Raw genomic sequence first — 21681 nt, 5'->3', positions numbered from 1 at the left:
GGGGTTACCTGTCCTGCCAATGGGGCGCGCGCTTGCCGAGGAAGGCGCCGATACCCTCCTCCGCGTCGGCGGCCATCATGTTCTCGACCATCACGGCGCTCGCCGCATCATATGCTTCGGCCAGCGGCATGCCGCATTGCGCGTTGAAGCCGCGCTTGCCCAACCGCACCGTAACGGCGGAGCGCGCGGCGATGCTGGCGGCCAGCGCCAGCGCCTCGGCCCGCGCATCCTCGGCCACGCGGTTGATCAGGCCGAGCGCCTTCGCCTCCTCGGCCGAGACCATCCGGCCGGTGAGCAGCATTTCCATCGCGGCCTTGCGCGGAATGGCGCGCGCAACGGCCACGGCGGGCGTCGAGCAGAACAGCGCGATATCCACGCCCGGCGTGCAGAACCTGCTGGCCGGCGTGGCCACGGCCAGGTCGCAGCTTGCCACAAGCTGGCAGCCGGCGGCGGTCGCGATGCCCTCCACGGCGGCGATGACCGGCACAGGGTGGTTCACCACCTGCTGCATCACCTGGCTGCACAGGGCCATGGTGCGCGCATAGAAATCGCGCCCGCCATCCGCCTCGGCACGCGCCGCGGTAAGCTCCCGCAGATCATGGCCGGCGGAGAAGGCCGGGCCATGCGCCGCCAACACGATGCAGCGCGCATCCACGGCCGCGTGCAGCGCGTCGCGCAGCGCTTCCAGCATGGCGATGCTGAGCGCGTTGCGCGCGGCCGGACGATCCAGCGTGATCAGCGCCACGCCGTTGTTCTGGCGCTCCGTGGTGATCATCGGCCCAGCACCCCCTCTTTGAGAACATGGGCAATTTCGTCGAGGATCATCGGGTCATCAATCGTCGGCGGCACCACATAGGCCTCGCCATCGGCGATCTTGCGGATCGTCGCGCGCAGGATTTTCCCGGAGCGCGTCTTGGGCAGGCGCTGCACCACACGGGCTTCCTTGAAGGCGGCAACGGGCCCGATGCGCTCGCGCACCAGCTTCACCAGCTCGCGCGCCACCTCCTCGGGGTTGCGCGCCGCACCCGCCTTGAGCACGACAAGACCCAGCGGCGCCTGGCCCTTCAGCGCATCGGCGATGCCCACCACTGCGCATTCCGCCACATCAGGGTGCGCGGCCAGCACCTCCTCCATGGCACCCGTCGAGAGGCGATGGCCGGCCACATTGATGATGTCATCCGTGCGGCCCATCACCCAGACGAAGCCCTCCGCATCCACCATCCCGGCATCCGAGCTGTCGTAGTAACCGGGGAAGGTGGAGAGATAGGCCTCGCGATAGCGTTGCTCGGCATTCCAGAGCGTGGGGGCGCAGCCGGGCGGCAGGGGCAGCTTCACCACCAGGGCACCATTCTCGCCGCGCGGCACCTCATTCCCCTCGGAATCCAGCGCGCGCACGTCAAAGCCTGGCGTGGGCTTGCCGCCGGAGCCGGGGCGCGGCTCGAACAGACCGAAGCCACGGAAGCCCGCCGTGATGGGCCAGCCCGTCTCGGTCTGCCACCAGTGATCCACCACGGGGATGCCGAGCTGCTCCATGGCCCAGAGCGCCGTCGGCGGGTCGCAGCGCTCGCCCGCCAGGTACAGCGCCTCCAGCTTCGAGAGGTCGTAGTTCCGCATCAGCGCCGCCTCGGGGTCTTCCTTGCGGATGGCGCGGATGGCGGTGGGCGCGGTGAAAAGCAGCTTCACCCCATGCTCCGCGCAGACGCGCCAGAAGGTGCCGGCATCGGGCGTGCCCACCGGCTTGCCCTCGAACAGGATGGAGGTGCAGCCCGCCAGCAGCGGCGCATAGACGATGTAGGAATGGCCCACGACCCAGCCGACATCGCTCGCCGCCCAATACACGTCGCCGGGCTTCATGCCGTAGATCATGGACATGGAGTGGTGGAGCGCGACCGCGTGCCCGCCATTGTCGCGCACGATGCCCTTGGGCTTTCCGGTCGTCCCGCTGGTGTAGAGGATGTAGAGCGGGTCCGTCGCCGCCACATCCACGCAAGGATGCGGCGCACCCGCCGCTTCCTCCGCCGCATAGTCGAAATCACGCCCCGCGATCATCGTGCAGGGCTGCTCCGGCCGTTGCAGGATCAGGCAGAGATCAGGCTTGTGCGCGGCCATGCCGATGGCGGCATCGAGCAGCGGCTTGTAGGCGATGACGCGGCCCGGCTCCAGGCCGCAGCTCGCGCTGATCACCGCCTTGGGTGTGGCGTCATTGATGCGCGCCGCCAGCTCCGCCGCCGCGAAACCGCCGAACACGACCGAGTGAATGGCCCCCAGCCGCGCGCAGGCCAGCATGGCGATGGCGGCCTCGGGCACCATGGGCATGTAGATGATGACGCGGTCCCCCTGGCCGACACCCCGCGCCGCGAGCGCGCCGGCCAGCCGGGCCGTGCGGTCCCGCATCTCGGTGTAGGTGATGCGCTGCTGGGCGCCGGTCATGGGGCTGTCATAGAGGATGGCAGTCTGCGCGCCCCGCCCCGCGGCGACATGACGGTCCAGCGCATTGTGGCAGGTGTTCAGCACGCCATCGGCGAACCAGCGGCCAAAGAGACCCTGGGATGCGTCCAGCGCAAGGCTGGGCGGGCGCGTCCATTCCAGCCCCTGCGCGGCGGCAAGCCAGTATGCCTCAGGGTCGTTGCGCCATTGCGCCACCGCGGCATCGTAAGCCGTCATCGCTGATCTCTCCCTTTGCCGGAGAAAATGCGCCCATGGGCGTTGCCTCGCAAGCGGGACCGCCGCACCATCCCAGCATGAGAACGCGCTTCGCAGCCCTGCCCGGCAATATCAGGGGCGCGATCCTGATGTCCCTCGGCGGGGTGCTCTTCGCGACGGAGGCGCTGTTCATCCGCTGGATGAGTGACCGTGGCATCCCCACCACCACGCAGCTTTTCGCGCGCTCCATCGGCCAGCTGGTGTGGGTGCTGCCGCTGATCCTGGCCAGCGGTGTCGCGGTGTTCCGCACCGGGCGGCCGCTGATGCACCTGCTGCGGGGCGGGTCTTCCGCCTTGACCTGGGGGTTCTATTTCCTGTCCTTCGCCTTCCTGGACCTCACCACCGCCACGGTCCTCTCCTTCACCAATGTCATGTTCACGACGATCCTGGCGCGGCCGGTGCTGGGGGAGCGGGTGGATGCGCCGCGCTGGGCCGGCACGGTGCTGGGCTTCATCGGCATCGCGGTGATGCTGCGCCCAGGCACCGATATTCCCCTCGCCGGCGCGCTGATCGCGCTGGCCGCCGCCTTATCCTGGTGCGGCATCACCCTCACCTCGCGCAGCTTGTCACGCACCGAGAGCACGCAGACCGTGCTCGCCTGGGTCGGCATGATCACCAGCCTTTGCGTGGCACCTTTTGCGATCCTGTTCTGGCAACCCATCGGCCTCATGGACCTGCTGATCCTTGCCGTTTTCGGCCTGGTCACGCCCGGGATCATCTGGCTGGTGACGGAGGCGCTGCGCGCGGGTGAGGCCAGCGCGGTGGCCCCCTTCCAGTATCTGCGCCTCGTCGTGATCGCCGCCTTCGGCTGGGTGCTCTTCGGCGAGGTGCCGGATGGCTGGACCTGGCTGGGCGCGATCATCATCCTCAGCGGTGCGGTGATCATCACCATCAGCGAGGCCCGCAAACGGTGACGCTGCTGCTGCAGGCAGCACCGCTTCTCGCGCTGCTCGCCTTGCTCGGCACGGGCCGGGCGGGGCCGCTTGCGGCCTGTGGCGTTGCGCTGGCGCTGGCCTTGCCCGCCATCGCCGTGAGCCTGCCTGACGGCGTCACCCTGCTCGGCTTCCTCGGCGGCGCCACCCTGCGGGCGGCCTTCCTGGCGCTGCAACCCATGGCCGTGGTGGCGGGCGGGTTGCTGTTCCATGCCGCCGTGCAGCCCGCGGCCGATGCGGCCGAACGGCTGCCCACCGCGCAACGCATCTTCGCCGTGACGCTGCCCATGGGGTGCTTCCTGGAATCGGTGACGGGCTTTGCCGTGGGCGCCGTCTTCGCGCTGGCTGCCCTGCGCGCCATGGGCGTTGGCGGCGCCGTGGCCGTGGCACTCTCGCTCCAGGGGCTGGTGATGGTGCCCTGGGGCGGGCTTGGCCCCGGCACCTCGCTCGGCGCCGTGCTGGCGGGCGTGCCGGCGCAGGATGCCGTGGCGCTCAGTGCCTGGCCCAATGCCGGCTGGATCATCGCGCTGGCCCCCATCCTGTGGTGGTTGCAGGACCGCGCCGGCGTGGTGGTGAGCGGGCGCGAGAAGATGATGCAGGCGCTGATGCTCACCGTGCTGGCGCTGCTCCTGGTGGCGCTGCATTGGGTCCTGCCCTTTGAGGTGATCGGCGTGGTGGCTTCCGGCGGCGTCACCATCTGGGCGCTCTGGCGCGCCGACCCGCCGCGTGACCTGGTTGCCGCCCTGCGCATGAGCTGGCCTTATCTGCTGCTGACGCTCTGCCTGCTCGGCGCGCGCCTGGTGCCGAACCCGCCCGCCTTGCATCCCTTCCCCGAATTGCCGGCCTTTCCGATCACCCATGTGGCCGTCGTGCTGTGGCTGGTCTCGGCCAGTCTGCTGCTGGCCCGCGGCGATGGCCTGGCGCGCGGCCTGGCGGCATTGCGCCGCGCCCAGCGGCCGGCCCTCGCCATGCTGCTCTATGTCACGCTGGGCCGCTGGCTGGCGGGAAGCGGCATCGCGCTCGCTTTGGCCACCGCGCTGATCGAGGGCAAGGGCGACCTGGCCGCCTATGCCATCACGCCGCTCGGCTTCGCATCGGGGATGATCACGGGCAGCAATGTCGGCGCCAATGCCGCGCTGATGCCGGTCCAGGCCGCGCTCGGCCAGGTGCTGGGGCTGCCGGTGCTGCTGGCGCCCGCGCTGCATAATTTCGCGGGGGCGGCGGGGGCAGGCATGAGCATCGCCGGGACGGCCATGCTCTGCGCCCTGCTGGCGGATGGCACGCGCCCCGTGCAAGTCTGGCGGCTGATGCTGCCTTCCATGGCGCTGGTGATGCTGTTCGGCACGCTCGCGCTGGTGTTCATGAGGTGACGATGTCCGACTGGCAGATCGCCGAGCGCAAATTGTCGCGGGACAAGCTGTTCCGCCCGCTGGTCAAGCGCATCGGCCCCTGCACCCTCGTGCCGCTGGAGCGGGAGCCCTATGAGGCGCTGATCCGCGCCATCGCGCATCAACAGGTGCATGGCCGCGCGGCCGAGGCCATGCTGAACCGGTTCCGCGCGCTGTATGAGGGTGAGGAATTTCCCTCCGCCGAATTCGTGCTCGCCCTGCCGCCCGAGGCGCTGCGCGGCTGCGGCTTTTCCGGCTCGAAGGTGTTGGCCATCCAGGATATCGCCGCCAAGACGAAGGCCGGGCTGGTGCCCAGCCTGGAGGAGGCGGCCGGGCTGAAGGACGCCGCGCTGATCGAGCGGCTGGTCGCCATTCGCGGCGTGGGCCGCTGGACGGTCGAGATGCTGCTGATCTTTACCCTCGGCCGGGCTGATATCCTGCCGGTGGATGATTTCGGCGTGCGCGAAGGCTGGCGGCTGCTGAACGGCCTGGAGGCGCAGCCCAAGCCCAAGGAGCTGGCCAGCATCGGTGAGGCCTGGGCGCCCTGGCGCAGCATCGCCGCCTGGTATCTCTGGCGCGCCGCCGATGAAGGCAAGAAGGTGAAGGTGAGCGCCGTCTGACGGGGCTCACCCGGTCAGCGGCGCAGCGCCGGGGCTGGCGTGCTGGATTGCCGCAGATCGTCATACAGCCCGGTCTGCCCGCGGGCGCAGGCCCCTTCCGCCAGCATGCGGCGATACCCGGCGCTGGTGGGCACGCAGGCGCGGGCCAGGCCCGTGCGGTTGGCGCCGGTGGCGTTGCGCACGTCATTGATGAAGCGGTTCACCTCGGCATAGGCGGTGTTCTTCTCCGGCGTGGATTTGTTCGAGGCGGCGATGCAGGCGCGCCAGGCACGCACCTGTTCATCGCAATTGGGCTCGCCCGTCACGGCTGGGGCCGCCGGCGTGGGCGAGGCTGGCGCGCGGCTCTGCCCGGAGCCCTGGGCAGCAGCCTGGACGGGCGCAAGGAGCGGCGCGATCACCACGCCCAGAAGCATCATGCGCCACATCGGAAAACCTCCATACAAAGCATGCCCATGGCGGCAGGCGGATGCCCAGCATGCTGTGCCAGCACGGCCAGGAGGTCCAGTCTCGCGCGGTGATTCCCTGACGGAAAACCTGCTTGCAGGGCCGCAAGGGCGGGCGCATCTATGCGCGACAAGGAGTATCAGACATGCCGATCCCGCAGCCCGAAGCCGAATTGAAGCTGGAGGCCGACGCCGCCACGCGTGACCGCATCGAAGCCGCCGCCTTCCGCAAGCTCGTCGCGCATCTGCGCGAACGCTCCGATGTCCAGAATATCGACATGATGAACCTCACCGGGTTCTGCCGGAACTGCGTCAGCCGCTGGTACCAGGAGGCCGCGGCCGATGCCGGCACCGCGCTGGAAACCCCCGCCGCGCGGGAGATCATCTACGGGATGGACTACAAGGCCTGGCAGGCGGCCCACCAGAAGGAAGCCTCTGCCGAACAGAAGGCGGCCTTCGGCGTCGCGATGAGCCGGGAAGACCCCATGGCCAAGCCGGGATAGAGGCGCTACCTCCCTCGCCCTGCTTCCGCATGTGAGAGAGACCATGTCAGAGACCGAAGATGCCAAGGCGAGCCGCAAGCGGCAGGCCGATGCCCCCGATGCCGACACGGGGGGCATCGCGGCCGACCGGCTGCGTTCCATCGTGGACCGCATCGAGCGCCTCGAAGAGGAGCGCAAGGCGCTAGGCGACGATATCAAGGACATCTACGCCGAGGCGAAATCCGCCGGCTTTGATGTGAAGGTGGTCCGCCAGATCATCCGCCTGCGCAAGCAGGAGCCGGCCGAGGTGGAGGAGCAGGAGACGCTGCTCGATCTCTATCGGCGCGCCCTCGGCATGTGAGGCGGCGGATCCCGGGCGTCGTTCGGCATCGGCCGGACCCGCGCGGGGCCGCACCGTTTCGATTGTTTGGAGAGCAGCGGCTTGGCGCTTGCCATCCGTGCCCTTGGCGTCACTTGGTGAGCCCGCGCAACCTTGGCCGCGCGCCGGCGCCAGGCCCTTCGAAACCGGCCACCTGGCCTTATGCGAGCAGGTGTAAGCCCCACATGGCGCCCCCCGACAAGGATGGCGCGATCGGCCAGCCATTCAGCGGCCAGGCCGAGGGCCCGGCATCCGCATCACGCTGGCGGCGTCACCCCCGCATATTCCCGGAATACCCCGAGGGTCGCCGTGCTGCCCACATCGAGGAAGCCCGATGCGCGAAGCTCGGCCTCGATCGTCGCGGCCGGCACGCATTCCTCGATCGTGTCCCAATAGTATTGCATGAGCAGCCGCCCTTGCCGGCGCGGCATCATCAGGCCGCAGAGTGCCGGGATGATCCGGCCCAGCCAGAGCATCGCGGCGGCCTGGACGAAGCGGTTCTCGGCCCGGGCGATTTCCAGGACCAGCAGCTTGCCGCCCGGCTTCAGCACCCGGCGGAACTCGGCAAAGACGCTGCCGAAATCGGCCATGTGGCGCAGCGCATAGCCCATCGTCACCATGTCGAAGCTGGCATCCTGGAAGGGCAGGGCCTCGGCCCGGCCCTGGACCAGCGGCAGCGCCAGGCTGGCCCGGGCCTGGGCCAGCATGCCGAAACTCGGATCCAGCCCGACGACCAACCCCTCGGGCTGCACGATCCCCGCCGCCTCACGCGCCAGCAGCCCCGTGCCGACCGCGATATCCAGCACCCGATGCCTGGGTGCCAGCCCGTGGTCGCGCAGCACCCGCCGGCGGTACCAGGCCCCCGAGCCGAGCGACATGATGCCGTTGATGCGGTCATAATCGGCGGCGCTGCTGTCAAAAAGCTGCCGCACGAAGGCCTCGCGCTCACGCGGGTCGCCGTAATATTCGGTCAGGGCGGGGTGTGGCTGGGTCAGATCGGCGTTCCTGCTGTGCCACGCGGCCATGCCGCCGGGCCGGTGATGCAAAGGCCCCTGGCCTTCGCTATGACGTCACATGGGAAGGGCATCGCCCTTCCAGGCGGAAATGTCGGGCAGGCGCGAATGGTCGAGGAACGAGAGGCCAGAGCCGGTGCAAACCGCCGCTGCCAACACGACATCCTGTAGCAAACGGCTCCAGGGGAGGGAACCGGATTGAGTATGGCTTCCGATCCGCCCGCCGCCGATGGCGCGCCGCAGCGTGATCCGGCGGAGGCCGCCGCGCGGCGGCGGCCGTTGCGCTGGGCCTGGGACAGTTTCAGCTTCGTGCTGGTGTTGACCCTGCTCGCCATCTGCTTTGCCGGCTGGAGCCTGATCGCGACGCTTCTGGTGCATCTGCTGCCCCGGCGCTTCGGGCAGCGCCTGGGCCAGGCTGCGACGATCATGTTCTTCAGCTTCTTCCTCTGGGTCATGCGGCGCCTTGGCATAGCGCGGGTGGACCTCAGCGCGCTGGCCGCCGTGCAGGATTTCCGCGGTGTGGTCTTTGCCGCGAACCACTTGGCGCTGCTGGATATCCTGCTGCTCGGCTCCTGCCTGCCGCGCACCGTCTGCATCATCAAGGCGAGCCTGTGGCGGAACCCCTTGCTGGGTGGCGGGCGGCTGGCCGGATACATCCGCAATGACGAACCGCTGCGCCTGATCCGCAACGCGGCCGCCGCCCTGCGCGAGGGCTCCAACCTGCTGATCTTCCCTGAGGGCACGCGCCAGCCAGCTGGCCGGATGGGGGCCTTCCGCCCTGGCTTCGCGCTCATCGCCAGGCGGGCGCAAGCCCCGGTGCAGACGCTCTTCATCGAGAGCAATTCGCCATATCTGCGCAAGGGATGGCCGCTCTGGAAGCGGCCGGAATTTCCGCTGGAGTATCGCGTCACCCTGGGGCCCTTGCTGCCGGTCGAAGGCCGCGCCGAGGATTTCTCCGAGGCCCTGCGAGAGCTGTTCCTGGCCCGGCTGCAACCCCCGGCGGACAGCCCGTGACCCCGTCGCGCAGCCACCTGGTGCTGATCCCGAGCTACAACACCGGCCCCATCCTGGCGGAAACCCTCGCCGCCGCCCGGGCGGCCTGGGCGCCGGTCTGGCTGGTCAGCGATGGCAGCACCGACGGCGCGGCCGATGCGCTGCGGGATGACCCCGGGACGGACTTTCGCGTCATCACCATGCCGCGCAATGGCGGCAAGGGCAGCGCCGTGCTGGCGGGGCTGGCCGAAGCGGCAAGGCTGGGCTTCACCCACGCCCTGGTGATGGACGCGGATGGCCAGCACCCGGCCGCACAGATCGGCGAATTCATGGCCGCCTCCATGGCGGCGCCCGGGGCGATGGTCCTCGGCAAGCCGGTCTTCGGGCCGGAGGCGCCGGCGTTGCGCGTGGGGGGGCGGCGCATCTCCAATGGCTGGGCCAATCTGGAAACGCTGTGGTCGGGCATCGGCGACAGCCTGTTCGGCTTTCGCGTCTATCCCATCGCGCCGCTGTTGCGGATCATGCAGGCCCAGGCCAGCATGCGGCGCTTCGACTTCGACCCCGAGGCGGCGGTGCGGCTGGTCTGGGCCGGGGTCCCCGCGATCAACCTGCCGGCCCATGTGCGCTACGTCCCGGTGGCGGAGGGCGGCGTCTCGCATTTCCGCTATGGCCGCGACAACCTGCTGCTGACCCGGATGCATGCGCGGCTGTTCATCGGCTTCCTCGGCCGGCTGCCCTGGCTGCTTGGGCGGAAATTCACCCGGCGGGCCGGCTGAGCCCGCACCGGGCCCGGCGAGCGTTCTATGGCGGGATGGCCTCGCCCTCCAGCCGGATGGATGCAAGTCCCCGCGCCGCCAGCAGGGGCAGCAGGGCCGCCAGCACCGCGATGCTGACCGCCTGCCCCGTGCCATCCCGCGCCGCGCGGCCATCATGCAGCAGGATGATGTCGCCCTGCCGCAGATCACTGATGATGCGCGCCAGCACCAGCTCAGGGTCGCCGCAGCGCGTATCAAACCCCCTCCGCCGCCAGCCGACATGGCGCAGGCCGAGCCGGTGCAGCACAAGATCCGACAGCGGGCTGCGCAGGCCGAGCGGCGCCCGGGCGAGGTCACTGGCCACGCCCAACCCGCGCAGCACCGCCTGCGCCGCCTGCCATTCCCGCCGCTGCCCGCCGAGCCCGAGCAGGGCGAACCAGCCCGGATGATGCATGGTGTGATTGCCGATGGTGTGGCCGCGCGCGGCGATCTCGCGCACCAGTTCCGGGTGGCGCGCCGCGTTCTCGCCGATGCAGAAGAAGGTGGCGCGGGCCCCGTGTCGGTCCAGCAGCTCGAGGATGCGCGGCGTCACCTCGGGGTCCGGGCCATCGTCGAAGGTCAGCGCGACATGGCCGCTGGCGAGGCCTGGCGGCAGGGAGCGCAGGCTCCGGCCAAGCAGCTGGCTGTCGGGCAGGAAGGTCAGCAAGGTCAGCAGCGCGTGATTCGCCAGGACGCCGCCCAGCGCCCAGGGCCAGGCCTGCGGCGCCAGCGCCAGCACGCCCAGCGCCGCCGCGTGCAGCAGGATTGAGCCGAGGATGAGCGGCCGGGGCCGCCAGTTGGTGCTCATTCCGCCCCGTCCGCCGCGACGCGCTTCACCACAGGCGGCCCTCGCGCAGCGCCCGCACCACGCCCATCACGCCGATATGCGGATGATCGGGGAAGCGGTGCCGGCGCATGATGTATTCGCCGATGAACATGGCGATGACGAGCGGCAGGTCCAGCACATTCACGAACAGCGACCAGACCGCGCGCGGCGCCGTGAGCGCCAGCAGCGCCGAGATCACGCATTGGGCCAGGAAAAAGGAGACCCAGGCGCGGGCCACGGCGCGCGTATAGCTCGCCATCTCCGGCCGCCAATGGGGGTCAAGCCGCTCGGCCAGACGCGTGATCGGGTCGGTGCGGCCGCCACGCATGGCCGCGGCCAGGCCCAGGCCCAGCGCCGCGAAAAATGCCGCATGGGACACGCCGGCGGTGACCAGCACCGCGAGGCGCGCATCAACGCCCAGCAGGAGCGCCGCGAGGATCGCACCCGCCGTGGCCAGCGGCCAGATGCAGAGCCAGAAGCCCCGGCCATGGGCAACGACCAGCCCGACCTGAAGGGCGAGGAACGGCAGCAGCCACAGCACCTGGCCATGGCCCAGACCGAGGCCATGCACCAATGGCGGCCCCAGCAGCGCCAGGATGGCGAGAAGAATGGTCACGGATCTCCTCGGCCTGCTATAATTCCGCCTCGTTTCAAGCCGATGCAACGAAACATCACGAATGACATTCAAGCTATGACCACTGGCCGCCGCGCGCCGGGGTCCAGGGAGTGATCTGGAAAGAAAGCATGGCAGATTTCTCTTCAAAGTCAATGCATTGCAATGTTTCTGAGCTTCAGCTGGATCTGGCCCAAGCCATCGTGACGGCGCTGAAGCTGGAGATGGACGCGACCGACATCGCCCCGGATGCACCGCTCTTCAACGAGGGCCTGGGGCTGGACTCCATTGACGCCCTTGAGATCGCGGTCTGCGTCTCGGAACGGTATCGCGTGCAGCTCCGCTCCGATGATCCGGACAATAAGCGCATCTTCGCATCGCTGCGCAGCCTCGCCGTGCATATCGCCGCCCATTTGCCGCGCCCCGCGGATTCCGCCACCGCCACATGAGCAGCGGCGGCGCATCGCGGCGCGCTCCGCGGCCAGCGCCGGACGAGGTTCCCGCCGCGGCCGCCGCGCTGTTGCAGCGGCCGCTGGAGGATACGCTCTTCTGGTACCCGGCTGCCGGACGCGCGGAGCAAAGCCTGCGCCGGATCACCGGCGTCATCTTCCTGCGGGCCGCCGCCCGCGTCGCGGCCAGCCTTCCGCCGGCCAGCGCCTATCTCAATCTCTGCCGGGACCCTTGCGGCACGGCCATCGCCCTGGCCGCGGCGATGCTCCGCTCAACCCCCTGCGTGCTGGTGACAGACCCCTCGCCGGCCGGCATCGCGATGCTGCTGGAGCAATTCCCGCAAGCCCACCCGCTGATGGATGAGGGCGCCACACGCCCGCCGGCTTTTGCCGCCGCCAGCATCGCCACCCCGCAGCTGGGCGATGCCTGGGGTGCAGTGCCGGTCAACCCGGTGTTTCCCAAGGCGTTGACCGCCCTGATCGGCGTCACCTCGGGCAGTTCGGGCAAACCCTCGGCCCATGCCAAGGGCTGGGGGGCGCTGGAAGCGCGCAACCGCGCCGCCGCAGCGCGCTTCGGGCTCATGGGCGGGGGGCAGCAACGCCTTCTGGTGGGCACTGTTTCCCCCACGCATATGTACGGCATGGAGACGATGGTGCTGCTGCCCCTGCATGCCGCCATCATCACCTGGTGCGCGCCCTGCTTCCTGCCGGGCGATGCGGCGGCGGGCCTCGCCGAAGCGGCACGCATCGCCGGAGATCCGGAGATGCCGGCCGGCAGCGTGGCGCCGGAGCCCATCTTCATCACCACCCCGCTGCATCTCGGCGCGCTGCTGGAGGCGGCAACGCCGCTGCCGCCGATGCATGCCGTCATCTCCGCCACGGCCCCGCTCGACCCAACCCTGGCAACCCGCGCCGAGGCGCTCTGGAACGCCCCGGTGATGGAGATTTTCGGCGCCACCGAAGTCGGCTCCATCGCCTCCCGCCGCACCGCGCGGGAGGCCGCCTGGACGCTGTATGACGGCGTCAGCCTGACCAGGCGTGACGAGGTGGTGCAGGCCGCGGCGGAGGGCGCCCCGGCCACGGCACTTTCGGATGTGCTCGATCTGCTCTCGCCGAGGCAGTTTCGCCTGGTCTCGCGCGGCACCGACATCATCAAGCGCGGGGGCCGCCGCGCTTCCCTGGCCGGGCTGACCCGCATCCTGGCCGGGCTGGAGGGCGTGCGGGACGCGGCCTTCCTGATGCCCGAACCCGCGCCCGGACGCAGCGCCACCGAGCGGCCCATCGCCTTCGCCGTCGCTCCCGGGCGCGACGCCGCGGACCTCCTCGCCGAATTGCGCGGGCTGGTCGAGCCGGCCTTCCTGCCGCGCCGCATCCTCCTGCTGGATCACCTGCCACGCAACGAGATCGGCAAGCTGCCGCGCGACGCCCTGCTGGCGCTGCTGACGCCGGCTGCCCCATGACGCCCGCCGGCCACTTCACCACATCACCGGAGCACCCGAGCCTGCCGGGGCATTTCCCGGGGCGCCCCATCGTGCCGGGCGTGCTGCTGCTGGCTGAAATCTTCGCCCTGCTCGGCGCGGCCCATCCCGGCCTGCATGTCGCCGCGCTGGAGCAGGCGAAGTTCCTGCGCCCGGTCCGCCCTGGCGAGGTGGTCATGCTGGCAAGCCGCCTGGCCGAGGCCGGGCGGGTGCATTTCACCGGCATGATCGGCGCGGAGCCCGCCCTGCGCGGCGTGGCGCGGATGCAGCCGGTGCCAGGATGAGCGCGCGGCCGGCCGAATGGGCGGCCATGCGGGAGCGCGGCAATGCCTTCTGGTCCAGGCTCGGCCTGTTTCTCGTGCAGCGCCTGGGCTGGCGCTTTGGCCGTGTCCTGCTGCTGCCGATCACCGCCTGGTTCCTGCTGAGCTCGCCGGGCGCGCGCGCGGCCTCGCGCGAGTATCTCGGCCTTGCGCTGGGCCGGCCGGCGCGGCTCACGGATATCGCCCGGCATATCCACGCCTTCGCGTGCAGCATCCTGGATGCGCCCTTCTTCCTGGCCCGCCGGACGGAGAATTTCACCGTCCAGGTCACCGGGCTGGAGCATCTGGAAAAGCTGGCGGCCGAGGGGCGCGGCTGCGTCCTGCTGGGCGGGCATCTGGGCAGCTTCGAGGTGCTGCGCCATGTCGGCCAGGGCTCCCCCGTGCCGGTGCGGCCGCTGATGTACCGGCGCAATGCCGGCGTGATGACCACGCTGCTGGAGCGGCTGGACCCCGCGCTCGCCCGCGCCGTGATTCCCCTGGGCGAGCCCGACAGCATGCTGCAGGCGCGCGAGGCCATCGAGCGGGGCGAGATCATCGGCATCCTGGCGGATCGCGCGGCGGCGGGGGATCGTTCGGTGGTGGTGCCGTTTCTCGGCCGTGATGCAGCTTTTCCGGCGGGGCCCTTCATCGTCGCGGCCATGCTGGGCGCGCCGGTCCTGGGCTTCCGCGGCGTCTGCACCGGCCCGCGCCGGTATGAGGTGCGCTTTGAACCCTTCGCCGAACGCATCACCCTCCGCCGCGAGCATCGCGCCGAAGACCTGCGCGAGGTGGCCCTGCATTACGCCCGGTGGCTTGAGCAGGGCTGCCGTGCCCATCCCTGTCAGTGGTTCAATTTCTTCCCCTTCTGGAAGGCCTCCCTCCATGCGGCTGATACCGAGCCGGCGCGTGCTCCTCCTTCTGCCACTGGCCCTGATGCGCCCGGCGCCGGGCCGGGCAGCGAGCTGGGAGGGGCCCTTCACGCTCGCCCTGTTGTTCAGCAACCTCGCTGAGGTGCCGGAGCGCCGCGCGCGCTTCACCGAGGAGCGCCGTTTTGCCGCGCTGGACCAGCCGCTGCACAGCCAGGGCCGGCTGCTGTGGCGGCGGCCAGACCTGCTGGAAAAGCACACCGAGGCGCCGGAGGCCGAAACCCTGCGCATCACGGGCGATGCGGTCGAGGTCGCGCTGCCGGGCCAGCCCATGCGCGCGTTCAGCCTGGCCGCCCAGCCGCAGTTGCGCGGTTTCGTCGAGGCCCTGCGCGCGCCACTCGCCGGGGACCTGGCCACGCTGGAGCGGCTGTTCGACGCCGAGTTGAGCGGTGCGCCGATCGCGTGGCAGCTGCGCCTCGTGCCGCGCGATGCGCGCATGCGGCAGGCCATGGCCGGGATGGAGATCCTGGGCGCCCTGGCCGAACCGCGCGAGATCCGCCTGCGCCAGCCCAATGGCGACGCGCAGACGCTGCTGATCGAGCCCCTGCCCTGACCCCGCAACCCGCACGCCGCGCCCTGCCCATCCTGCTCGCGCTGCTGGGCGGCGTCCTGCTGCTGGCGGGCGCCCTGTGGCGGACGGAGATCCGCAGCGACCTGCTGGACTTCCTCCCCGTCGGCCAGACTCCCGCCGCCCAGGCCATGCTGGGGGAGATGCGCCAGGGCGGCACGGCGGGCCTGGTTCTGGTCGCTCTCGAAGTTGCCGCGGAGCCGGAGCTGGCGCGCATCAGCCGCGCCATGCAGGCGCGGCTTTCCTCGGATGCGCGGTTCAGTCGGATCGCCGGCGGCGAAGCGGCCTGGAGCGAGGCCGATGAGCTTCGGATCTTCGCCCAGCGGCATCTGCTCTCACCCCTGATTCGCCCTGAAATCTTCGAAACCGCCGCCTTGCGTCGCGCGCTGGAGGAGGTGCTGCGCGGGCTGCGCTCCTCGGCGGCGCCGCTGGTCGCGCGCTACGCCCTGCCGGACCCGATCGGCGCCTTTCCGGCGTGGCTCGCCATGCTCGGCGCGGATCATCGGCTAACGGCGCGGGATGGCGCCTGGTTCGTGACCGGACGGGAGGCGCCGCGCGCCGTCATCCTGGCCGTGATCGCCGGGGGCGGGACGGAAATGGCCGCGCAGGAGGCCGGGCTCGCTGCCATCACCGATGCCTTCACCCTGGCGGAGCCCGGGCCGGCGCGGCTGCTGCTGGCCGGCCCGGCGGTGATCGCGCGCGAAGCGTCACGCGGCATTCGCGCCGATGTGGACCGCATCGCCGTCATCTCCACGCTGCTGGTGGTGGCCCTGCTGGCCTGGCGCTTCCGCTCGCTGCTCGTCCTCGCGGCGCTGGCGGTGCCGGTGCTGCTCTCCGTCGCCCTGGGGATCTGGCTGACGGGGCTGTTCTTTGGCTCGGTGCATGCCATCGCGCTGGGCTTCGGCGTCACCATGCTGGGCGTGACACTCGACTACCCCGTGCTGCTGCTCGGCCACCGCAAGCATCACGAGGCCGCGCATGGCACGCGCGCGCGCATCCGGGGGGCCTTCTGGCTGGCGGTGGCGACAGCGACGCTCGGCCTCGGCGGGCTGGTATTTTCGGGCTTTCCCGGCCTTGCGCAACTGGGCGTCCTGGCCGCGATCGGCCTGCTGGCCGCCGCGGCGGCAACCTGGTGGCTGCTGCCGCCGCTGGTGGTCGCCGCCCAGCTTGCCCCGGTCGCGGCGGGTGAGGCGCGCTGGGTCCATCGGCTGGAGGGCGCCCGGCGGTTCCGGGCGGCGGCCATCGCCCTGGCGCTGCTGGCGGGCGGTGCACTCCTGGCGGTGGGCGGCCCGCGCTGGGAGACTGATCTTGCGGCCCTCAGCCCCGTGCCGGATGCCGCGCGCGCGCTGGATGCCGAGCTGCGCGAGGCTCTGGGCGCGGCCGAGGCGGGGCAGTTTCTGCTGGTGCGCGGCCCGGATGCGCAAACCGTCCTGCAACGCCAGGAGGCGCTGCTGCCCCGGCTGGATCGCCTGGTCGAAGCCGGTGTCATCGGCGGCTATGAGGCGGCCGCGCTGATCCTGCCCTCCATGGCGCGGCAACTGGAACGGCGCGCAGCACTGCCGGCGCCGGAGCTCCTGGCCGCCCGCCTGGCCGAGGCCAGCATCGGCCTGCCCTTCCGCCCTGCCGCCTTCCAACCCTTCGAGGCTGCGGTGGCGGCAGCACGCGTGCAAGCGCCCTGGAGCCCGGCGGAGCTGGCGGATACGGCGCTCGGCCTGCGCCTTGCGCCCCTGCTGGGCCAGCGCGGCGATGGCTGGCAGGGGGCGATCCAGTTCCGCGGCGTCACCTCAGTGGCGGCTCTCGCCCAGGCGCTGGAGGCGCCGGGCGCCGTCTTCATTGATGTCCGGACCGAGCTGGATGGCATCCTCGCGGGCTTTGGCGCGCGCTCCGTCTGGCTGCTGGCGTTGGCGGGCCTGGCCATCCTGCTGGTGCTTGCCCTCGGGCTGCGACGGCCGGCCCGCATCCTGCGGGTGCTGGGGGCCATCGCCGCCGCGCAGATCGTGACGCTGGCCGTGCTGCGCTTCGCCGGCGTCAGCCTCTCGCCGATCCATCTGGCCGCGCTGCTGCTGGTCGGCGGCGTCGGGCTGGATTATGCGCTGTTCATGGCACGGGAAAATCTGGACATGGAGGAGCGCGCGCGCACGCTGCGCACGCTGATCACCTGCAATGCCATGACGCTGCTGACCTTCGGCCTGCTTGCCACCTGTGCCACGCCGATCCTGCGCGATATCGGCGCCACGGTGGCCCTGGGCGCCGCACTCTCCCTCGGCTTCGCCTTCCTGATCGCCGCCCCCCCCAGGCTGCCGGCCAGGCTGCCGCAATGACCCCCATGCCGATCGCCGCCATGACCGCCGTCAGCGCGCTGGGCATCGGGCGGGCCGCGCATCTGGATGGGTTGCGCGCCCGGCGCGGCGGCCTCAGCCCCAATGATTTCGACCCCATGGTGGGGGGCTGGATCGGCCGCGTCGCGGCGGTGGAGGCGCATCGTCTTCCGGCCGGCCTCGCGCGGTTTGATTGCCGCAACAACCGCCTGGCAGATCTGGCGCTGCGGGCCGATGGCTTTGCCGATGCGGTGGCGGCGGCATGTTCGCGCCATGGCGCGCACCGGATCGGGCTTGTGGTGGGCACCAGCACCTCGGGCGTAGAAGCCGCCGAGGAGGCGTATCGCCGCATCGGCCCCGATGGATTGCTGCCCCGGGATTTCGACTTCGCCGGCACGCAGGACCTTGCCTCGCTGGCGGATTTCCTGCGCATGGCCCTCGGGCTGCGCGGGCCGGCCAGCGTGATTTCCACGGCCTGCGCCTCCTCCGCGCGCTGCTTCATGGATGGCACGCGGCTGATCGACTCGGGGCTGTGTGACGCGGTGGTGGTGGGCGGCGCCGACAGCCTGTGCCGGATGACGCTGCACGGCTTCGCGGCACTCGAATTGATCGCGCCCGGCCCCACGCGGCCCTGCGACGCGCTGCGGGACGGCATTTCGGTGGGTGAGGCGGCGGGCTTCGCGCTGCTGGAACGCGACGCGCCCGGCGCCGCCATCGCCTTGCTCGGCTGGGGCGCGAGCAGTGACGCGCATCACATGTCCCACCCGCACCCCGAGGGCGCCGGCGCCATCCGCGCCATGAGCGAGGCGCTGGACCGCGCGGGCCTCAGCCCGGGTGCGGTGGATTGGGTGAAGCTGCACGGCACAGGCACCCGCGCCAATGACGCGATGGAGGACCGCGCCGTGCATGCCATCTTCGGTGATGCCGTGCCCGTCAGCAGCACCAAGGGCTGGACCGGCCACACGCTGGGCGCCTGCGGCATCCTGGAGACGGTGATGATCGGCGAATGCATCAGCGAAGGGCTGATCGCCGGCTGCCTCGGCGTCGGCGAGGTGGACCCTGATTTCCGCAGCCGCGTGATCATCGCCAACCAGGCTTCGGCGCTGCGCCATGTGGTGACGAATTCCTTCGGCTTTGGCGGCGTGAATTGCAGCCTTGTGCTGGGCCGCGCATGAGCCGCGCCGAGCCCCGCATCCTGCACGCCGACATTCTGGGCGTTTCACTCTGGGGGCCCGGGCTGGAGGGCTGGGCTGCGAGCGAGGCCGTCCTGACCGGGCGCGCGGCCCACGCGCCGCAGGACTCCCCGCCCCCCGCGCCGACGATGCTGGCACCCAATGAGCGCCGGCGGACCGGGGCGGTGGTGCGCCTGGCACTCCACGTGGCGCAGATGGCGGTCGAGGGCGCAGCACTCGACCCCGCCGGGCTGCGCTGCGTCTTTGGCAGCGCCAATGGCGACGGGCCGGTGGTCGGCTCCATCCTGGATGCGCTGACCCAGGCCGGGGCTGACCGCGAGCGCATCGTCTCACCCACGCAATTCCACAACTCGGTGCACAATGCCGCGGCCGGCTATTGGTCCATCGCGACCCGCAATCCGCTGCCGGCGACCTGCCTGGGCTGCCATGATTCCACCTGGGCGGCGGCGCTGCTGATGGCGATGCTGGAGGTGGATGCCGGGGCGCCGGTGCTGCTCTGTGTGTATGACCACCCGATGCCGGCGCCCTATGCGCGGCTGCGCCCGGTGACCGCGCCCTTCGGCGTGGGGCTGGTGCTGGCGCCATCTGCCGACCAGGGCCTGGCGCGGCTGGCCGTCACGCATGCCATCGCCCCGCCCCGGGGGCCCGTTGCGCCGCGCGAGATGGGGCTTGCCGCATTGGCGGCGGGAAATCCGGCTGCGCAATCCTTGCGCCTGCTGGAGCAGCTGGCCCGGCGTGAAGCCGGCCTCTGCGACGCAGCCTATTTCGACGGCAGCCTCGGCATCGAGGTCACGCCGGCATGACGCCCGCCGAATTGCTGCCGCATGGCGGTGCGATGGTCCTGCTGGATCGCATCCTGGACTGGAATGACGCGCAGGCCGTCTGCGGGACGCGCGCGCATCTGGCAGCCGGCAATCCGCTGCGGCGCGGCGGCATCCTGCCGGCCGTGTGCGGCATCGAGATCGCGCTGCAGGCCGCGGCCGTGCATGGCGCCATGCGGGGCGGCGGCGCGGCCCAGCGCGGCTATGTCGCGGTGCTGCGCGATCTGGCCTGGAGCGTCGAGCGGCTGGACGACCCCGAACTGGGGGAATTGCGGGCCACGGCCCGCCTGGTGAGCGAGGAAAGCGGCGGCGTGATCTACGATCTGGAATTGAACGCCGAGGATGGCCGCATGCTGCTGCAAGGCCGCGCTGTCATCGCCTGGCCGAAACAGGCATGAGGCGCGCGCTGGTCACTGGCGGCAGCAGCCCGATCGGCGCGGCCATCTGCCGGCGCCTCGCACGGGATGGCCTGCATGTTCTGGTGCATGCCCATGCGAATGGCGCCCGCGCCCAGGCCCTGGCCGAAGACCTGATCGCCGGGGGATATTCGGCCGAGGCCCTGGTCTTTGACCTGTGCGACTTCGCTGCCGCAAAGGAAGCCCTGGCCCCCGTGATCGCGGCCGGTGTGCCGCAGGTGCTGGTGCATAATGCCGGGCTGCATGATGACGTGCCGCTGGCCGGCATGAGCGAGGGGCAATGGCGCTCAGTCATCGATGTCTCGCTGAACGGGTTCTTCAACGTGCTGCGCCCCATCATGCTGCCGATGATCGGGACGCGCTGGGGCCGGGTGATCGCCATTTCCTCGGTGGCGGCGATCACGGGCAATCGGGGCCAGGTGAACTACGCCGCGGCCAAGGCCGGGCTGCATGGCGCGGTGCGGTCCCTCGCGCGGGAGGTGGCAAGCCGGGGTGTGACAGCCAATGCGGTGGCGCCGGGCATCATCGCCTCGCCCTCCGTCGCGGCTGTGATGGATACGCAGCAGATCGCGGCCATCGTCCCCGCCAGGCGCGCCGGCACGCCCGAGGAGGTGGCCGATCTGGTCGGCTTCCTCGCCTCCGAGCAGGCCGGTTACATCAATGGCCAGGTTGTTTCCATCAATGGCGGCATGGCATGATCCGCACGCACCAGGAAGGAATGATGATGGAGCCGGATGTCCTTGTGGTGGGCGGTGGCCCGGCGGGTTCGACCGCGGCCGCCCTGCTCGCGAAAGCCGGGCGCCGCGTGGTGCTGCTGGAAAAGGCCCGCCATCCGCGCTTCCACATCGGCGAGAGCCTGCTGCCGCGCAATCTTGATATCCTGGAAAAGCTGGGCGTGGTGGACACGGTGCGCGCCATGGGCGTGCACAAGCCCGGCGCCGAATTCGTGTCCGACCGCACCGGGCGCAGTGCCGCCTTCCCCTTCCGCCTGGCGCTCAACCGCTCGCGCACCCATGCCTGGCAGGTGAAGCGCGCGGATTTCGACGCGGCACTTTTCGCCAATGCCGCACGCCTCGGCGCCGAAACGCGGGAGGAGACGCAGGTCACGGAAATCCGCTTCGGCGCGAAAGGCGAGCGCGCGGCGGTGGAGGCTCAAGGCCCTGATGGCGCGAAGCTGAGCTTCCGGCCGCGCTTCGTGCTGGATGCCTCGGGGCGCGATACCTTCCTGGCCGGCAAGATGCGGCTGAAGGAGGCCAACAAGAAGAACAACACCGCCGCGATGTATGCGCATTTCCAGGGCGTGGAGCGGCGCACGGGCGAATTGGATGGCTATATCAGCATCCATCTGGCCGAGGATGGCTGGTTCTGGCTGATCCCTCTGCCGGGCGATGTGATGAGTGTCGGCTTCGTCGGTAATCCGTCGGCCTGGAAGGGGCGGCAGGGCAGCGCGCAGGACATCCTGATGCAGCGCATCGCCTCCAGCCCGACGGTGAGCGCAAGGCTGCGCGGCGCCAGCATCGCGTCCGAGATTCATAGCACTGCCAACTATTCCTACCGCGCCACATCAGGTTGCGGGGATGGCTATCTGATGATCGGGGACGCCTACGGCTTCGTGGATCCGATGTTCTCCACGGGCGTTCTGATGGCAATGACAGCGGGCGAATTGGGCGCGGAGGCCGCCCATGTGTGGCTGGATAACCCGGCGCGTGGCGAACAACTCGCGCTGCGCACCAACCGCGAACTGGCCCGCGCGATGGATCGGATTGGCTGGCTGATCTACCGCATCAACGACCCTGTGCTGCGCTCGCTCTTCATGGCGCCGCGCAATACGCTGTGGATGCGCGATGGCATCATCAACATGCTGGCCGGAAATCTGCGGGGCGATTGGCGTGCGGTGCTGCCCATCCTCTCCTTCAAGACGATTTTCCATGTGTTCTCCGCCATGCATCGCCTGGGGTTAGGCCCCGCCATGCCTGAAGGGCATCAACCGAGCCGGCCCGGTATCGCTTGACGGAGCCTGCCCTTGC

Annotated in this window: 24 protein-coding genes; 18 read left to right on the top strand and 6 right to left on the bottom strand. The window is 70.4% G+C overall.

Annotated elements, in window-relative coordinates; translation table 11 throughout:
• Window positions 1–4: 4 nt before the first annotated feature.
• Together LHU95_RS02630 and LHU95_RS02625 are read right to left on the bottom strand one after the other, a co-directional pair.
• Window positions 5–775 (bottom strand): enoyl-CoA hydratase, encoded by a 771-nt coding sequence (locus LHU95_RS02630; RefSeq protein ID WP_248709826.1) that lies wholly within the window; start codon window positions 773–775, stop codon window positions 5–7.
• Complete coding sequence (locus LHU95_RS02625) at window positions 772–2664, bottom strand: propionyl-CoA synthetase (protein ID WP_248709825.1); 1893 nt, start codon at window positions 2662–2664, stop codon at window positions 772–774. The genes LHU95_RS02630 and LHU95_RS02625 overlap by 4 nt, the downstream gene beginning before the upstream one ends.
• 77 nt (window positions 2665–2741) lie before the next feature.
• On the opposite strand from LHU95_RS02625, the gene LHU95_RS02620 reads away from it, so the two are divergent.
• Genes LHU95_RS02620 through LHU95_RS02610 form a run of 3 tightly spaced genes read left to right on the top strand, consistent with a single transcriptional unit; the run spans window position 2742 to window position 5643 of the window.
• The gene (locus tag LHU95_RS02620; protein ID WP_248709824.1) at window positions 2742–3617 is read left to right on the top strand and encodes a DMT family transporter; all 876 of its coding nucleotides are present in this window, start codon (window positions 2742–2744) and stop codon (window positions 3615–3617) included.
• Entirely contained in the window at window positions 3614–5005 is a 1392-nt protein-coding gene (locus LHU95_RS02615; RefSeq protein ID WP_248709823.1) for an L-lactate permease, read from the top strand. Before LHU95_RS02620 ends, LHU95_RS02615 begins: the two co-directional genes overlap by 4 nt.
• A 2-nt stretch (window positions 5006–5007) precedes the next feature.
• Entirely contained in the window at window positions 5008–5643 is a 636-nt protein-coding gene (locus LHU95_RS02610; RefSeq protein ID WP_248709822.1) for a DNA-3-methyladenine glycosylase, read from the top strand.
• Between the two features lie 14 nt (window positions 5644–5657).
• Here the strand turns inward: LHU95_RS02610 and LHU95_RS02605 are convergent, their stop codons facing one another.
• The gene (locus tag LHU95_RS02605; RefSeq protein ID WP_248709821.1) at window positions 5658–6068 is read right to left on the bottom strand and encodes a hypothetical protein; all 411 of its coding nucleotides are present in this window, start codon (window positions 6066–6068) and stop codon (window positions 5658–5660) included.
• Window positions 6069–6232: 164 nt separating this feature from the next.
• Here LHU95_RS02605 and LHU95_RS02600 point away from each other — a divergent pair, with 164 nt between their 5' ends.
• Together LHU95_RS02600 and LHU95_RS02595 are read left to right on the top strand one after the other, a co-directional pair.
• Window positions 6233–6589, top strand: a complete 357-nt coding sequence (locus LHU95_RS02600) for a DUF1244 domain-containing protein (protein ID WP_248709820.1) — start codon at window positions 6233–6235, stop codon at window positions 6587–6589.
• 43 nt (window positions 6590–6632) lie between these two features.
• Complete coding sequence (locus LHU95_RS02595; protein WP_248709819.1) at window positions 6633–6929, top strand: DUF2312 domain-containing protein; 297 nt, start codon at window positions 6633–6635, stop codon at window positions 6927–6929.
• Between the two features lie 275 nt (window positions 6930–7204).
• Here the strand turns inward: LHU95_RS02595 and LHU95_RS02590 are convergent, their stop codons facing one another.
• Window positions 7205–7972 (bottom strand): class I SAM-dependent methyltransferase, encoded by a 768-nt coding sequence (locus LHU95_RS02590; RefSeq protein ID WP_248709818.1) that lies wholly within the window; start codon window positions 7970–7972, stop codon window positions 7205–7207.
• Between the two features lie 192 nt (window positions 7973–8164).
• Between LHU95_RS02590 and LHU95_RS02585 the strand changes: the two genes are divergently transcribed.
• Together LHU95_RS02585 and LHU95_RS02580 are read left to right on the top strand one after the other, a co-directional pair.
• A complete protein-coding gene (locus LHU95_RS02585; RefSeq protein WP_248709817.1) occupies window positions 8165–8974 on the top strand; it encodes a lysophospholipid acyltransferase family protein in 810 nt (269 codons plus the stop codon).
• Window positions 8971–9729, top strand: a complete 759-nt coding sequence (locus LHU95_RS02580; protein WP_248709816.1) for a glycosyltransferase family 2 protein — start codon at window positions 8971–8973, stop codon at window positions 9727–9729. The genes LHU95_RS02585 and LHU95_RS02580 overlap by 4 nt, the downstream gene beginning before the upstream one ends.
• A 25-nt stretch (window positions 9730–9754) precedes the next feature.
• Here LHU95_RS02580 and LHU95_RS02575 read toward each other — a convergent pair whose 3' ends face one another.
• Entirely contained in the window at window positions 9755–10555 is an 801-nt protein-coding gene (locus LHU95_RS02575) for a polysaccharide deacetylase family protein (protein WP_248709815.1), read from the bottom strand.
• A gap of 25 nt (window positions 10556–10580) precedes the next feature.
• Entirely contained in the window at window positions 10581–11189 is a 609-nt protein-coding gene (locus LHU95_RS02570) for a hypothetical protein (protein WP_248709814.1), read from the bottom strand.
• A gap of 152 nt (window positions 11190–11341) precedes the next feature.
• Between LHU95_RS02570 and LHU95_RS02565 the strand changes: the two genes are divergently transcribed.
• From LHU95_RS02565 to LHU95_RS02515, 11 genes are all read left to right on the top strand, one after another.
• Complete coding sequence (locus tag LHU95_RS02565; RefSeq protein ID WP_248709813.1) at window positions 11342–11635, top strand: phosphopantetheine-binding protein; 294 nt, start codon at window positions 11342–11344, stop codon at window positions 11633–11635.
• Window positions 11632–13095, top strand: coding sequence for a hypothetical protein (locus tag LHU95_RS02560; protein WP_248709812.1), 1464 nt, complete (start codon window positions 11632–11634; stop codon window positions 13093–13095). The genes LHU95_RS02565 and LHU95_RS02560 overlap by 4 nt, the downstream gene beginning before the upstream one ends.
• The gene (locus tag LHU95_RS02555) at window positions 13092–13397 is read left to right on the top strand and encodes a hypothetical protein (RefSeq protein ID WP_248709811.1); all 306 of its coding nucleotides are present in this window, start codon (window positions 13092–13094) and stop codon (window positions 13395–13397) included. Before LHU95_RS02560 ends, LHU95_RS02555 begins: the two co-directional genes overlap by 4 nt.
• Window positions 13394–14422, top strand: coding sequence for an acyltransferase (locus tag LHU95_RS02550; protein WP_248709810.1), 1029 nt, complete (start codon window positions 13394–13396; stop codon window positions 14420–14422). Before LHU95_RS02555 ends, LHU95_RS02550 begins: the two co-directional genes overlap by 4 nt.
• Complete coding sequence (locus LHU95_RS02545) at window positions 14403–14891, top strand: outer membrane lipoprotein carrier protein LolA (protein WP_248709809.1); 489 nt, start codon at window positions 14403–14405, stop codon at window positions 14889–14891. Before LHU95_RS02550 ends, LHU95_RS02545 begins: the two co-directional genes overlap by 20 nt.
• A 158-nt stretch (window positions 14892–15049) precedes the next feature.
• Complete coding sequence (locus tag LHU95_RS02540; RefSeq protein WP_248709808.1) at window positions 15050–17227, top strand: MMPL family transporter; 2178 nt, start codon at window positions 15050–15052, stop codon at window positions 17225–17227.
• Complete coding sequence (locus tag LHU95_RS02535) at window positions 17224–18399, top strand: beta-ketoacyl-[acyl-carrier-protein] synthase family protein (protein ID WP_248709807.1); 1176 nt, start codon at window positions 17224–17226, stop codon at window positions 18397–18399. Before LHU95_RS02540 ends, LHU95_RS02535 begins: the two co-directional genes overlap by 4 nt.
• Entirely contained in the window at window positions 18396–19220 is an 825-nt protein-coding gene (locus LHU95_RS02530; RefSeq protein WP_248709806.1) for a beta-ketoacyl synthase chain length factor, read from the top strand. Before LHU95_RS02535 ends, LHU95_RS02530 begins: the two co-directional genes overlap by 4 nt.
• Window positions 19217–19636: a hypothetical protein gene (locus tag LHU95_RS02525; RefSeq protein WP_248709805.1), complete on the top strand. Its 420-nt coding sequence runs from the start codon at window positions 19217–19219 to the stop codon at window positions 19634–19636. The genes LHU95_RS02530 and LHU95_RS02525 overlap by 4 nt, the downstream gene beginning before the upstream one ends.
• On the top strand, window positions 19633–20352 hold the full coding sequence (fabG, locus tag LHU95_RS02520) for a 3-oxoacyl-ACP reductase FabG (RefSeq protein WP_248709804.1): 720 nt from the start codon (window positions 19633–19635) through the stop codon (window positions 20350–20352). Before LHU95_RS02525 ends, fabG begins: the two co-directional genes overlap by 4 nt.
• Window positions 20349–21665, top strand: a complete 1317-nt coding sequence (locus LHU95_RS02515) for an NAD(P)/FAD-dependent oxidoreductase (RefSeq protein ID WP_248709803.1) — start codon at window positions 20349–20351, stop codon at window positions 21663–21665. Before fabG ends, LHU95_RS02515 begins: the two co-directional genes overlap by 4 nt.
• The last annotated feature ends 16 nt before the right edge of the window (window positions 21666–21681 follow it).

The organism is Sediminicoccus sp. KRV36, from assembly GCF_023243115.1.
Taxonomy (GTDB): domain Bacteria; phylum Pseudomonadota; class Alphaproteobacteria; order Acetobacterales; family Acetobacteraceae; genus Roseococcus.
This window is presented reverse-complemented; position numbering and strand designations above follow the sequence as displayed.

Coding starts and splice junctions, on each gene's coding strand:
- LHU95_RS02630 (WP_248709826.1), bottom strand. CDS start 775: ATGATCACCACGGAGCGCCAGAACAACGGCGTGGCGCTGATCACGCTG.
- LHU95_RS02625 (WP_248709825.1), bottom strand. CDS start 2,664: ATGACGGCTTACGATGCCGCGGTGGCGCAATGGCGCAACGACCCTGAG.
- LHU95_RS02620 (WP_248709824.1), top strand. CDS start 2,742: ATGAGAACGCGCTTCGCAGCCCTGCCCGGCAATATCAGGGGCGCGATC.
- LHU95_RS02610 (WP_248709822.1), top strand. CDS start 5,008: ATGTCCGACTGGCAGATCGCCGAGCGCAAATTGTCGCGGGACAAGCTG.
- LHU95_RS02605 (WP_248709821.1), bottom strand. CDS start 6,068: ATGTGGCGCATGATGCTTCTGGGCGTGGTGATCGCGCCGCTCCTTGCG.
- LHU95_RS02600 (WP_248709820.1), top strand. CDS start 6,233: ATGCCGATCCCGCAGCCCGAAGCCGAATTGAAGCTGGAGGCCGACGCC.
- LHU95_RS02595 (WP_248709819.1), top strand. CDS start 6,633: ATGTCAGAGACCGAAGATGCCAAGGCGAGCCGCAAGCGGCAGGCCGAT.
- LHU95_RS02590 (WP_248709818.1), bottom strand. CDS start 7,972: ATGGCCGCGTGGCACAGCAGGAACGCCGATCTGACCCAGCCACACCCC.
- LHU95_RS02585 (WP_248709817.1), top strand. CDS start 8,165: ATGGCTTCCGATCCGCCCGCCGCCGATGGCGCGCCGCAGCGTGATCCG.
- LHU95_RS02575 (WP_248709815.1), bottom strand. CDS start 10,555: ATGAGCACCAACTGGCGGCCCCGGCCGCTCATCCTCGGCTCAATCCTG.
- LHU95_RS02565 (WP_248709813.1), top strand. CDS start 11,342: ATGCATTGCAATGTTTCTGAGCTTCAGCTGGATCTGGCCCAAGCCATC.
- LHU95_RS02560 (WP_248709812.1), top strand. CDS start 11,632: ATGAGCAGCGGCGGCGCATCGCGGCGCGCTCCGCGGCCAGCGCCGGAC.
- LHU95_RS02555 (WP_248709811.1), top strand. CDS start 13,092: ATGACGCCCGCCGGCCACTTCACCACATCACCGGAGCACCCGAGCCTG.
- LHU95_RS02550 (WP_248709810.1), top strand. CDS start 13,394: ATGAGCGCGCGGCCGGCCGAATGGGCGGCCATGCGGGAGCGCGGCAAT.
- LHU95_RS02540 (WP_248709808.1), top strand. CDS start 15,050: ATGCGCCAGGGCGGCACGGCGGGCCTGGTTCTGGTCGCTCTCGAAGTT.
- LHU95_RS02535 (WP_248709807.1), top strand. CDS start 17,224: ATGACCCCCATGCCGATCGCCGCCATGACCGCCGTCAGCGCGCTGGGC.
- LHU95_RS02530 (WP_248709806.1), top strand. CDS start 18,396: ATGAGCCGCGCCGAGCCCCGCATCCTGCACGCCGACATTCTGGGCGTT.
- LHU95_RS02525 (WP_248709805.1), top strand. CDS start 19,217: ATGACGCCCGCCGAATTGCTGCCGCATGGCGGTGCGATGGTCCTGCTG.
- fabG (WP_248709804.1), top strand. CDS start 19,633: ATGAGGCGCGCGCTGGTCACTGGCGGCAGCAGCCCGATCGGCGCGGCC.
- LHU95_RS02515 (WP_248709803.1), top strand. CDS start 20,349: ATGATCCGCACGCACCAGGAAGGAATGATGATGGAGCCGGATGTCCTT.